Origin of the sequence: Burkholderia sp. Ac-20384 (genome assembly GCF_017104605.1) — a bacterium.
Taxonomy (GTDB): Bacteria; Pseudomonadota; Gammaproteobacteria; order Burkholderiales; family Burkholderiaceae; genus Burkholderia; species Burkholderia lata.
This window is the reverse complement of the sequence record NZ_JAAGPE010000279.1, coordinates 1-11827: the sequence shown is the minus strand read 5'-3', so window position 1 is coordinate 11827 and position 11827 is coordinate 1. Positions and strand designations below refer to the sequence as shown.

At 67.5% G+C, this 11827-nt stretch carries 10 protein-coding genes and 3 pseudogenes; 8 read left to right on the top strand and 5 right to left on the bottom strand.

The annotated features are described in order from the left end of the window. The 6 genes and pseudogenes from G3O00_RS33710 to G3O00_RS33685 form a co-directional block, all read left to right on the top strand. On the top strand, window positions 1–802 hold an 802-nt coding region (locus G3O00_RS33710), incomplete at its 5' end, for a SidA/IucD/PvdA family monooxygenase (RefSeq protein WP_206145578.1). 22 nt (window positions 803–824) lie between these two features. Further along, window positions 825–3077 (top strand): TonB-dependent siderophore receptor, encoded by a 2253-nt coding sequence (locus G3O00_RS33705; RefSeq protein WP_206145577.1) that lies wholly within the window; start codon window positions 825–827, stop codon window positions 3075–3077. Between the two features lie 86 nt (window positions 3078–3163). Further along, window positions 3164–4003, top strand: coding sequence for a formyltransferase family protein (locus tag G3O00_RS33700; protein ID WP_206145576.1), 840 nt, complete (start codon window positions 3164–3166; stop codon window positions 4001–4003). After that, window positions 4003–5019, top strand: a pseudogene (locus tag G3O00_RS33695) (GNAT family N-acetyltransferase). Before G3O00_RS33700 ends, G3O00_RS33695 begins: the two are co-directional and overlap by 1 nt. 237 nt (window positions 5020–5256) lie before the next feature. Then, window positions 5257–5520: a type II toxin-antitoxin system VapB family antitoxin gene (gene vapB / locus G3O00_RS33690; RefSeq protein ID WP_011351947.1), complete on the top strand. Its 264-nt coding sequence runs from the start codon at window positions 5257–5259 to the stop codon at window positions 5518–5520. Continuing rightward, entirely contained in the window at window positions 5517–5933 is a 417-nt protein-coding gene (locus G3O00_RS33685; RefSeq protein ID WP_206145575.1) for a type II toxin-antitoxin system VapC family toxin, read from the top strand. Before vapB ends, G3O00_RS33685 begins: the two co-directional genes overlap by 4 nt. Before the next feature lie 48 nt (window positions 5934–5981). On the opposite strand, the gene G3O00_RS33680 is transcribed toward G3O00_RS33685, so the two are convergent. Together G3O00_RS33680 and G3O00_RS33675 are read right to left on the bottom strand one after the other, a co-directional pair. Beyond that, window positions 5982–6887 (bottom strand): nucleotidyl transferase AbiEii/AbiGii toxin family protein, encoded by a 906-nt coding sequence (locus tag G3O00_RS33680; protein WP_206145574.1) that lies wholly within the window; start codon window positions 6885–6887, stop codon window positions 5982–5984. Next, window positions 6856–7926 carry a type IV toxin-antitoxin system AbiEi family antitoxin gene (locus G3O00_RS33675; RefSeq protein ID WP_206145573.1) on the bottom strand — a complete coding sequence of 357 codons (1071 nt, stop codon included), beginning with the start codon at window positions 7924–7926 and terminating at the stop codon, window positions 6856–6858. Before G3O00_RS33675 ends, G3O00_RS33680 begins: the two co-directional genes overlap by 32 nt. A gap of 341 nt (window positions 7927–8267) precedes the next feature. Here G3O00_RS33675 and G3O00_RS33670 point away from each other — a divergent pair, with 341 nt between their 5' ends. Together G3O00_RS33670 and G3O00_RS43600 are read left to right on the top strand one after the other, a co-directional pair. After that, window positions 8268–9431, top strand: a complete 1164-nt coding sequence (locus G3O00_RS33670; protein ID WP_011351951.1) for a M20 aminoacylase family protein — start codon at window positions 8268–8270, stop codon at window positions 9429–9431. Window positions 9432–9547: 116 nt separating this feature from the next. After that, window positions 9548–9775 (top strand): annotated as a pseudogene (locus G3O00_RS43600) (type II toxin-antitoxin system ParD family antitoxin); the annotation flags it as partial. Between the two features lie 20 nt (window positions 9776–9795). Here the strand turns inward: G3O00_RS43600 and G3O00_RS33660 are convergent. The 3 genes and pseudogenes from G3O00_RS33660 to G3O00_RS43595 form a co-directional block, all read right to left on the bottom strand. After that, window positions 9796–11109, bottom strand: a complete 1314-nt coding sequence (locus G3O00_RS33660; protein ID WP_206145572.1) for a cobyrinate a,c-diamide synthase — start codon at window positions 11107–11109, stop codon at window positions 9796–9798. A 2-nt stretch (window positions 11110–11111) separates the two neighbouring features. Then, entirely contained in the window at window positions 11112–11714 is a 603-nt protein-coding gene (cobO, locus tag G3O00_RS33655) for a cob(I)yrinic acid a,c-diamide adenosyltransferase (protein WP_011351954.1), read from the bottom strand. Window positions 11715–11752: 38 nt separating this feature from the next. After that, window positions 11753–11827 (bottom strand): annotated as a pseudogene (locus tag G3O00_RS43595) (cobalamin biosynthesis protein CbiG); the annotation flags it as partial.

The window sequence follows — 11827 nt, the reverse complement described above, 5'->3', positions numbered from 1 at the left end:
CGACCGGCTCGTCGCGTCGCCGGACGGCGAGCGCCGCCGCGTCGCGGTGATCGGCGCGGGGCAGAGCGCGGCCGAGGTGTTCATCGATCTCGCGCGCCGCTTCCCGCATGTCGACGCGAGCCTCGTGATGCGCGCCGGCGCACTGAAGCCGGCGGACGACAGCCCGTTCGTCAACGAGATCTTCAGCCCCGAGTTCACCGATGTCGTCTATGCGCAGCCGCACGACGCGCGTCGCGCGCTGCTCGAGCGCTATCGCGACACGAACTACGCGGTGGTCGACCGGCCGCTGATCGAACAGATCTACGAAATGCTGTACCTGCAGCGCATCGACGGCACGCCGCGTCATGCGCTGCTCGCGAACAGCGCGATCGAGGGCGCGGCGCGCACCGCCGACGGCCGCATCGAGCTGACGCTGCGCGACCGGATGAGCGGCGACACGCGCGTCGAGCGCTTCGACGCACTCGTGCTGGCCACCGGCTACCGCCGCGACACGCATTCGGCGCTGCTCGAAGGGCTCGCGCCGCACCTGGGCGATGCGCTCGAGCGCGGCGACGTCACGCGCGACTACCTGCTCGCGACGCCCGAGCACTTCGCGCCGCGCATCTACCTGCAAGGCTGCTGCGAAGACAGCCACGGCCTGTCCGACACGCTGCTGTCGGTACTGGCGCGCCGCGCGGACGAAATCTGCGCGTCGCTCGAAGACGGGATCGCGCCCGCCCATGAAGAAGGCGCGGCCCGGGCAGCACAGGAAAAACGACAGGAAAACGGGGCGAGCGCGAGCCGGATGGCTTTCGCTCTTTGACAAAGGCGCGGTCGGAGACCGCATGAAAAAAGTGGAGCAGAGAAAGATGGAGTGGGCAACAGGCACGCGTTTGCGTGCGATCGCAGCCGCGGCGAGCGTGGCGTTCGGTGTGGCGGCAGGGCAGGCACATGCCCAGACGGCGCCGGCCGTGAACGCAGGCGCAGCGGCGTCGGCCAGCAGTGCGCAGAACGGTGCGGCGGCCAGTGCGTCGGCCGGCACGCTGCCGACGATCAACGTCAACGCAGCCTCGGAAGGAGACGGTACGGTCGGGCTCGTCGCGAAGCGCAGCCGGACCGGCACGAAGACGGATACGCCGATCAACGAGATCCCGCAGACGATCAACATCGTCACCGCGCAGCAGATCGAGATGACCGGCGCGACCGACGTGAACGCGGCACTGCGCTACGTGCCGGGCTTTTCGTCGTACGGTTCGGACAACCGCTCCGACTGGTACTCGGCGCTGCGCGGCTTCACGCCGACCGCGTACGTGAACGGGCTGCAGGTGCCGAACACGATCAACCTGTCGAGCTGGCGCGTCGATCCGTACATGATCGACAGCATCAGCGTGCTGCGCGGGCCGACGTCGGTGCTGTACGGCGCGGGCGACCCGGGCGCGATCATCGACGTGCAGACCAAGCTCGCCGACGGCGAGCGCGTGCGAGAGGCCGGCGTGCAGATCGGCAACTACGCGCGCAAGCAGTTCATGATCGACGTCGGCGACAAGCTCGACCCGGACGGCAAGTACGCGTACCGGTTCGTCGGCGTCGCGCGTGACGGCAACGCGGTGACCGGCCCGAACAACGACCAGCGTGTCGCGCTCGCGCCGTCGTTCCGCTGGCGTCCGAACGCGGATACGTCGCTGACGCTGTCGGCCACCTATCTGCAGGACTGGGGCGACATCTCGTCGAACTTCCTGCCCGCGCAGGGGACGGTGCTGCCGAACCCGAACGGCCAGATCAACAAGGACATCTACGAGGGCGACGGGAACTTCAACTACTACCGCAAGAAGCAGTGGTCGGTCGGTTACCAGTTCGAGCAGAACCTGACGCCCGCCTGGACGTTCCGCCAGAACGTGCGCCTGATGCACCTGTCGCTCGACAACGGTTCGGTGTGGGGCGCCGGCTTCTCCGACGATACGCTGACCACCGTCAACCGGTGGGCCGGCGTGTTCCAGATGAACTACAGCCGCTTCGACATCGACAACAACGTCGAAGGCCGCTTCGCGACGGGCCCGTTGCAGCACACGCTGCTGCTCGGCTTCCAGTACAACCGCCAGACCGCAACGGACAGCGAATGGCTGGCCGCCGCGCCGACGCTGAACCTGTACAACCCGGTGTACGCGCCGGTCACGACGGCCGTGTTCTCCGATCCGAACACCACGTATCGCACGAACACGTACACGACGATGAACACGTTCGGCCTGTACGCGCAGGACCAGATCAAGTGGAACCGCTGGACGCTGACGCTCGGCGGCCGCGAGGACTGGGTCAACATGCGGATGGACGACCGCGCGGCCGGCACGTCGACGAAGGCGGACGTCACGGCGTTCACCGGCCGCGTCGGCCTCACGTACCAGGGCGATTACGGGCTGTCGCCGTACGTCAGCTACGCGACGTCGTTCAACCCGCTGATCGGCGTGAACCTGCTCGGCGGCGGGCTGCCGCAGCCGACGCGCGGCAAGCAGATCGAGGCCGGCCTGCGCTGGCAGCCGCCCGGCAAGAACCTGATGCTGAACGCGGCGATCTACCAGATCAACCAGACCAACGTGATCACGCCGGCACTGCTGAGCCAGGACGATACCGGCACGAAGTCGGTGCAGACCGGCGAAGTGCGTTCGCGCGGGATCGAGCTGAGCGCGACCGGCAAGGTCACGCGCAACCTGTCGGTGATCGCCTCGTACGTGTACCAGGACGTGAAGAACGTGAAGGCCAACGACGTGTCGCTGAACAACTGGCCGGTCGACGTTCCGCGTCCGCGCCAGATGGCGTCGCTGTGGACCGACTGGACGTGGCACACGGGGCCGCTGGCGGGCTTCGGTCTCGGCGGCGGCATTCGCTACCAGAGCGCGTCGGCCGGTGGGGCCGACAACGCGCTGACGGTATCGAGCGTCACGCTGTTCGACGCGGGTGTGCACTACGACACGCATAACTGGCGCTTCGCCGTGAATGGGACGAACCTGGCCAACCGCCACTACATCAGCGGTTGCCAGTCGACGAGCGTCTGCATTTTCGGCACCGACCGTACCGTGATCGCGACCGCGAAATACAACTGGTGACGTCGCGCGCCGCGGCCCGCCGGCCGGCCTTCGTGGCCGGCGCGGGCGGGCCGCGGCGCCTTCGTCCGCTTTTCCACGACGCATCCATGCCGAAGAAAAATCTCGTCTACATCCAGTCGCTGCGCAACGGCGCGGCCGATCGTGCCGGTCAGCCGGTCGCTTATCAGGGCGGCACGCGCTACATGAAGGCGCCGCTCGAATATCTCGTCGAACGCCTGAACGACTCGCCGCTCGGCGAACGCTACACGCTCAAGGGCGTGATCGTCGACGACGACGACGGTTCGCCGGCCGACCGCGCGAAAGTCGCCGATTACGGCTTCGCCCGTACGCCGGGCCGCCCGTGGATCCTGCCGGAAGGGTTGGCGGTGCAGGGCCGGCCGGTCGACGAACTGTTCTGCTCGATTCCGTCGACGTACCGGCGGCTGCCCCGCGACGCAAGCGAGCGCGCTGCGGCCAAGCAGGCGTTCGAACGCCGCCTGCTCGAGCGCCTGCTCGAACTCGACGCCGACGTCGTCGTGCTCGACGGGCTGCTCGTGATCCTCGACGAGCTCGTGCGGCCCGGCGCGCGCTTTCACCGGCGCATCGCCAACATCCACCCGGGCATCACGGCCGACGGTTCGCCGTTCCAGCGGCGCGGCGCGTGGGCAACGCTCGACGCGCTGCACGGCGCGCGCGGCGAACGGGTCGACTGGGCGAACGGCACGACCTCGTCCATCGAGCCCGTGATGATGACGGGCGCATCGTTTCACTACGTCGACAACGGCATCGACTCCGGCGAGGTGATCTGCGACGTGCTCGACACGCCGATCGCACCGGACGACACGATTCTCGAACTGCGCTGGAACAACTTCCAGCGCAGCCTGTTTCCGGCACTCGAGCGGGGGCTGCACGTCCTCGCCGACCGCCATGACGCGGGAGCACTGTGATGGAAGATACGCTGACGAAACCGGCCGGCGCCGCGGACGCCGTCGAAGGTGAAGTGGCCGCCGCACTCGACGGCGCCGCGCACGGGCAGGCGATGGCAGTCGTCGAGCACACGCTCGACGCGTGGCGGCCCGACGACTCGCCGGACGGTTTGCTCGCGGCGTTCGTCGCGCTGTTCAACACCGACACGCGCTACGACGCGGCGACGATCGCGGGGCCGCTCGGCGGGGCCGATGCGGCAGCCGTTGCGTCGTAGGTCGCGCGCGCGGTGCGCGAGGGCGTGATCGACGGCGCGCAGGTCGCCGGCGACACGCTGCGCGTCACCGTGTCGCGGGCGACGTTCTGGCAGAACCCGCGGCCGTGGCTGAAGGCGCCCGCGTCGGGCGGCATGCCGCTGCGCCATGTGATCACGAACGGCCACCGGCACCCGGTGCGGCCGCCGTCGCCGGCCGGCGAGATCTATGCACGCTACATGCCGCAGGTCGGGATGACGTTCAGCCTGCGCACCGTCGACGTCGACGCGCACGCGGATCTGTTCAGCGGCTGGATGAATCTCGATCGCGTCGCGCATTTCTGGGACCAGCGCGGCACGCGCGACGAGCACGCGGCGTATCTCGCCGAGCGGCTCGCCGATCCGCACATGCACCCGATGATCGGCTATTTCGACGACACGCCGTTCGGCTATTTCGAGTTCTACTGGGCGAAGGAAGACCGTCTCGCGCCGTTCTACGACGCGCACGACTACGACCGCGGGCTGCACCTGCTGATCGGCGATTCGCGTTTCCAGAGCGCCGGCAAGCTGCATGCCTGGTGGAGCGGGGTGCTGCACTACATGTTCGTCGATGAACCGCGCACGCAGCGTCTGGTGGGCGAACCGCGCGTCGATCACGTGCGGCATATCGCGTACATGCACCGGCTCGGGTTCTACACGCTGAAGGAGTTCGACTTCCCGCACAAGCGCGCGGCGCTCACCGTGATCGAGCGCGATACATTCTTCGACACTTTCCGGTTGCCGTGACGGCACGGGTGCCCGGTGCGGCGCGGCGCCGCGGCACGCCCGCGTCGGCCGTTCGGGATATGGACCGCGCGGCCTGCGTCGTGAAGAATGGATCGCTCTCCTCACCGACGACAGGCCCGCGACATGGCAAAAACATCCGCGACAGCATGGGGCGCGACATCCGACTTACGTGCCCTCAAATTGACATATGCCGGCATATGCCTAGAATGGGCGCATCGTACTCCCATGGAGTGGCTCATGCGCACCGTTTCCATTTTCAAGAACGCTCGTAACCAGGCAATCCGCATCCCGAAGGACATGGAGTTCGAGGGGGTGACGGAACTCGAGATCCGCCGCGAGGGCGACACGCTGCTGCTGCGGCCCGTGCGGCCCACGTGGCTCTCGTTCGCGAGCGAACCGCCGGCCGACGCCGACTTCCTTGCCGAACGCCCGGCCGTCATCGAGTCCGGCCGCTTCGACCTGTCCGACGATGGCGCCGCACCGACGGGGTCCGACCAGTGACCACGCTCTACATGCTCGACACGAACATCTGTTCGTTCATCATGCGCGAGCGGCCGCCCGTGGTGCTGTCGCGGTTGCAATCGTGCGTCAATGCGCAGCACCGGATCGTCGTCTCGGCGATTACCTATGCCGAAATGCGATTTGGCGCGGTCGGCAGGAAGGCTTCACCGAAGCATGCGGAACTCGTGACGGCTTTTGTGTCGCGGCTGGATGGCGTGCTGTCGTGGGATACGGCGGCCGTCGATGCAACGGCCGTGATTCGTGCCGATCTCGCCGCGCGCGGCACGCCGATCGGCGCGAACGACGCGTCGATCGCCGGCCATGCAATCGCGGCCGGTGCGGTGCTCGTCACCCAAAACAGCCGCGAGTTCGGCCGTGTCGCCGGGTTGTCGCTCGAAGACTGGGCGGCCTGAGCGCGGCCGGGCATCGACACGATCGCGCTGCTGTTTCACAGCGGCGCGTCAAGCACGCGGCGCGGGTTCGTCAACGAGAAAGGCGTGACGGAACGCGTCGAGATACCGGCCGACGTCGTCGCTGAATTCACCGGGCAGCAACGCGAACGCGCGTGCCAGCAGATCCTGGCCGAGCGCGGCATAAGTCGCCTCGTCCGACAACAGCGCACGGATCGCATCGCGTGTTGGCGGCGACGCAATGCGTTTCGCCTCTCGTGCGAGCAGCGCGGCAGCGGCGAGGCCCGGCTGGAACGCGTGCATTTCGAGCAGGTCCGGCGCGGCGTCCCAGATACGTTCGCGATTGCCGGCGTCGTGAAAATTCCGCAGCAGGAACAGCAGGTCGTACGCGTCGCTGTTCTGGCGCGCACGCCGGTCCTTCCAGGCAAGCAGCTTCAGCAGCGCCAGCGCCGGCAGGCTGGCCACCGGCACCACGGTGTGCGCGTCGATCGACACGGGCTGTGCAGTGTCCACTGCTTCCTGAAACCCGAGCACGTTCAGCACGAAATCGCCGCCGGGCGGCCACGCGATCTCGCCCGGCGGCGTTTCGAGCGGCCCGAACGGCACGAGATCCAGCTCCGTGCGAAAGCCGTGAGCGCCGCTTTCGAACAGCAGTTTCTGCTGCTGTTTCGGTGCACGCGTGAACTGCCCGGTCGCGACGAGTGCCTCGACGAGTTGCGCGTGAAATGGCCAGCTCACCGCACACACTGCAACGTCGACATCTCTCGTCGCACGCACTGGCCGGATGCCGTGCACGTGCCACATCAGGATGTCGCGCGCAGTGGCGCCGGCCACCACGAACGCCGCGTCGAGGCGCGCGCAGGCCGAGCCGACGGCCTGCAGCAGCGCAACCGCCGCGGGCTCCAGCGGCCGGCGCGCGTCGATCTCAAGCGGGCGGATGGGCGAGGTATCGGTCATGGATACGATCGGCGATGGAGAGATTGCGACTGTCGCCGGACGCGACGAGATCCGCGTAGATCAACAGCGGCGGCACGATCGGTACTTCCTGCTCGCGCCAGCCAGGCTCCGCCGACCGTGGCCAGAACGCTTCGACGATCTCGACTTCGCCGCGCTCGTCCGGACGCAGGCGGCCCTGGAGCAGCAGCCGGTTCGACGCGGTGCCGTGCGTATAGACGGTGATCGTGGCCGGTTTCAGGTCGTGCGTCAGCAGGTCGGCTGCCGGCTCGCCGCCGAGTCGCGCATCGAATGCCGCGAAATCGAAGCCGCGCCACCAGTCGGGCGCGAGGCTGGCAAACCGGCGGCTCGGCAGTTTCGCGCGCAAGCGGCTGGGGTAGAGCGCGCCCCATTCCTGCACGAAGCGCGGCCAGTCGGGCATCAGGCGCTCGCCGTTGCGGCGCTGCCCGACGAGGCCGCGCGCGATCAGATCGTCCATCGCGAGATTGACCGTACCGAGCGCGACGTCCGACGCGGCGGCGATCGCCCGGTACGGTTGCGCGACCAGGCCCGGCTGCGTCGCGAGTGCGAACATTACGGCCAGCCCCTTCGGCGTCGTCGCGCGCGATGCCTGTCGGTGCGGTGTGCGGGCGGGCTTCGGCCGGCCCGCGATCATCACGGTCGCTTCCGGCTGAATCAGGCATGCGTTGCCGGCGGTATCGAGAAACGGGATGCCCTGGTCGGTCAGGCCGGCGGCCAGTTCCGCCGAAAGATGCGGTGCGACCAGCATCAGCGGCCGTTCGCCGGGCACCGCGGTGCCGCCACGGCGGCGCAATTCCGCCAGCGCGCCCGCCAGCGATTCGACGCGCAGGCTCACGGCGACCGGCATCTCGAATGCCGGCCCGGCAACGTCGAAGCGGATCATGGCGTCGGCGCGCGCCTGGTAGGCGGCCGGCACGCGCACCGGCCGAGCGCGAAAGCGCCGGGTCGCGCTTTCGAACGCGGCACAGGCTTCGTCGAGCACGTGCTGTTCCGACACGGAGAGGGAAGGGTTAGCGGGCATCAAGGGGAATCGCGTGTTCACTTTTTTATCAGCGTACACAAAAAATGTACAAGCGTCAAAAAGTGAACAAGCATTCGCAAGATATTGATGCATAGGCACTATTTTATGATTCTGAACGATAGTCACCGTGGTCCTCATGCGCAAGAGATCGATGGGTGGCGCACAGTTTTGCGCGTTCGGATCCTGCGCGGCAGTCGTCCGGATGGCCGGCTCGCGCTTGCTGCGCATCATGCTGGATATGGCAACTGACAGTTGCTACCACGACGACTTACCGTCTGCCTGGTTGCCGTCGAACCCACTATCCTTGCCTGCATATTCCCCACAGGACAGGAGACGACACCGTGACGCACAGCGTGATTCCCGCAGGCCTCGCCGACGAAATGATCGAGATCCGGCACCGCATCCACGCCCACCCCGAGCTCGGCTTCGAGGAATTCGCGACGAGCGACCTCGTCGCGGAGCAACTGCAGTCGTGGGGCTACACGGTGCATCGCGGGCTCGGCGGCACGGGCGTCGTCGCACAGCTGAAGGTCGGCAACGGCACGCAGCGGCTCGGCCTGCGCGCCGACATGGACGCGCTGCCGATCCACGAGGCCACGGGCCTGCCGTACGAGAGCAGGATCGCCGGCAAGATGCACGCGTGCGGCCACGACGGCCACACCGCGATGCTGCTGGCGGCCGCGAAGCATCTTGCGCGCGAGCGCCGCTTCTCGGGCACGCTGAACCTGATTTTCCAGCCGGCCGAGGAAGGGCTCGGCGGCGCGAAGAAGATGCTCGACGAAGGGCTGTTCGAGCTGTTCCCGTGCGACGCGATCTTCGCGATGCACAACATGCCCGGCTTCCCGACGGGCAAGTTCGGCTTTCTGCCGGGGTCGTTCATGGCGTCGTCGGATACGGTGATCGTCGACGTGCAGGGCCATGGCGGCCACGGGGCGGTGCCGCACAAGACGGTCGATTCGGTGGTCGTCTGCGCGCAGATCGTCATTGCGCTGCAGACGATCGTGTCGCGCAACGTGTCGCCGCTCGACATGGCGATCGTCACGGTCGGCGCGATCCACGCGGGCGAAGCGCCGAACGTGATTCCCGATCGCGCGCAGATGCGACTGTCGGTGCGCGCGCTGAAGCCGGAGGTGCGCGACCTGCTCGAGACGCGCATCAAGGAAGTCGTGCATGCGCAGGCGGCCGTGTTCGGCGCGTCCGCGACGATCGACTACCAGCGCCGCTACCCGGTGCTCGTCAACGACGCGGAAATGACCGCGTTCGCGCGCAACGTCGCACGCGAGTGGGTGGGCGACGCGAACCTGATCGACGGGATGGTGCCGCTCACCGGCAGCGAGGATTTCGCGTTCCTGCTCGAGAAGCGGCCGGGCTGCTACCTGATCATCGGGAATGGCGACGGGGAGGGCGGCTGCATGGTGCACAACCCCGGTTACGACTTCAACGATGCGGCGTTGCCGACCGGCGCGTCGTACTGGGTGAAGCTGGCGGAGACGTTCCTGGTTTGACCGGGGAAACGACGCATCCGGCGCGAGGCTGGGCATCGGCATGGTCGCCGCAGCAGCTGAGCGCCTGAAGTACCAAACTTTGGCAAATGATGGCCCCATTGAAAAGGAGGTGACTCATGTCGCGAAACACATCCGTTTCCCTGGGCGACCACTTTGCCGAATTCGTCGATGCTCAAGTGCAGTCGGGACAGTACGGTTCTGCGAGCGACGTCATATGAGCCGGTTTGCGACTTCTCGAGTCACACGAAACGCAAATGCGCGCGTTGCAGGCCGGTGACGCATCGGGAGCACCCGAGCCATTCGACAGCGAGGCCTTCCTGGCCCGCATGCGGGCGACGCATTCCCGATCCGAGCACGGCATCGGTCAGCCCAGAGCGCTTCCTTCCCCGCTGAACAGCGCCACGACCGCTTCCGGATTCGACGGCCAGTACATGTGCATGTACGTCGCGACGATCGAATCGCGACGATAGACGGCTTCACCGCTGCCCGATGCACCGTCGGGGCGTACGGCGCGCGCGACCGGTTCCAGCCGCGTTTCGAGCCGCGAATAGTGGAACGTATGCCCACGCATCGTCCCGCTGCGCGTTTCGAACTGCTGCATGCCGAGCGCCGCGAACCGGCGCTGCATCGTCGCCTGACCCGGCAACAGCCCGAGCATCGGCGTCGTCACGCCGTCCACATCGGACAGCGATTCACACAGATACACCATCCCCCCGCATTCCGCGAGGATCGGCCGGCCAGCCGCCGCGTGTGCGCGAATCGACCGAGCAGTCGTGGCATTCGCCGCGAGCGTCACCGCATGCAGTTCCGGATAGCCGCCCGGCAGGAACAGTGCGTCGCAAGCGTCCGGCACGGGTTCGTCGGCAAGTGGCGAAAAGAATCGCACCTGCGCACCGAGCGCGTCGAGCAACGCGAGATTCGCCGGATAGATGAACGAAAACGCCACATCGCGCGCCACCGCGATCCGCTTGCCGGCGAGCGCGCGCGGCAGCGGCGCGGCAGCATCGGGTTCCGCGAACGCAACGGCCGGCGGCAACTCGGCAAGCGCCGTTTGCGCCAGCACGTCGGCCGCGCGATCGAGGCGCGCATCGAGATCGTCGATGTCGCTCGGCTGGTGCAGGCCAAGATGCCTCTCGGGTAAAGCGATGCCCGCATCGGCCGGCACGTGCCCGAGCCAGCGCAGGTCATCGGGCAGCGCCTGTTGCAGCAGTTCCGCATGCCGCTCCGACCCGACGCGATTCGCCAGCACACCGTGAAACGGCAGCCCCGGCCGGAACCGCGCGAGCCCGAACGCGATCGCCGCAAACGTCTGCGCCATCGACTTCGCGGAAATCACCGCGACGACCGGCACGCCGAACGCGGCCGCGAGATCGGCACTGCTCGGCGTGCCGTCGAACAGCCCCATCACGCCTTCGATCAGGATCAGGTCGGCCTCGCGCGCGGCGTCGGCCAGCAGCGCACGGCAGCCGGCCTCACCGACCATCCCGAGATCGAGCGCATGCACCGGTGCGCCGCTCGCGCGTTCGAGCAGCATCGGATCGAGAAAATCGGGCCCGGTCTTGAACACGCGCACGCGCCGGCCGAGCCGGCGGTGCAGCCGCGCGAGGCCGGCCGTTACCGACGTCTTGCCCTGGCCCGACGCGGGCGCACTGACGAACAGCGCGGGGCAGGCGGGCATGCTCAGAACTCCACGCCGCGCTGCGCCTTCACGCCTTGTTCCTTGTACGGATGCTTGACGAGCCGCATTTCGGTGACGAGGTCGGCCGCATCGATCAGCGCATCGGGCGCATGCCGCCCGGTCACGACGACGTGCACCGAATCCGGACGTGCGGTGAGCGTCGCGAGCACTTCGTCGAGCGGCAGGTATTCGTACTTCAGCACCGTGTTCAGCTCGTCGAGGATCACCATCCGGTAGTCGCCGCTCTCGATCATCCGGCGCGCCTCGTCCCAGCCCTTGCGCGCGGTCGCGATGTCGGCGTCGCGGTTCTGCGTGTTCCACGTATAGCCGTCGCCCATCGTCACGAAATCGCATTCGGCCACCGCGCCGAGGAAGTCGCGCTCGGACGTGTGCAGCGCGCCCTTGATGAACTGCACGACGCCGAGCCGCATGCCGTGGCCGAGTACGCGCACGGCCATGCCGAACGCGGCCGTGCTCTTGCCCTTGCCGTTGCCGGTATTGACAATCAGCAGGCCCTTTTCGTTGACGGCGGCGGCCTGCTTCTTCTCGTGGCCCGCACGGCGGCGTTCGGTCATCCGTTGATGGGATTCGGCGTCGGTTTTCATCGGATTCGTCCTGTCGAAAGAAAGCGAAACAAAAGGGTTCAGAGCGGGCCGGCGAGTGCGACCGTCACGCCGTCCCGGATGGATTTGGGGCCGAGCAGGCGGCCTTGCGGCGA

Coding starts and splice junctions, on each gene's coding strand:
- G3O00_RS33700 (WP_206145576.1), top strand. CDS start 3,164: ATGCCGAAGAAAAATCTCGTCTACATCCAGTCGCTGCGCAACGGCGCG.
- G3O00_RS33705 (WP_206145577.1), top strand. CDS start 825: ATGAAAAAAGTGGAGCAGAGAAAGATGGAGTGGGCAACAGGCACGCGT.
- G3O00_RS33660 (WP_206145572.1), bottom strand. CDS start 11,109: ATGCCCGCCTGCCCCGCGCTGTTCGTCAGTGCGCCCGCGTCGGGCCAG.
- cobO (WP_011351954.1), bottom strand. CDS start 11,714: ATGAAAACCGACGCCGAATCCCATCAACGGATGACCGAACGCCGCCGT.
- G3O00_RS33675 (WP_206145573.1), bottom strand. CDS start 7,926: ATGCCCGCTAACCCTTCCCTCTCCGTGTCGGAACAGCACGTGCTCGAC.
- vapB (WP_011351947.1), top strand. CDS start 5,257: ATGCGCACCGTTTCCATTTTCAAGAACGCTCGTAACCAGGCAATCCGC.
- G3O00_RS33680 (WP_206145574.1), bottom strand. CDS start 6,887: ATGACCGATACCTCGCCCATCCGCCCGCTTGAGATCGACGCGCGCCGG.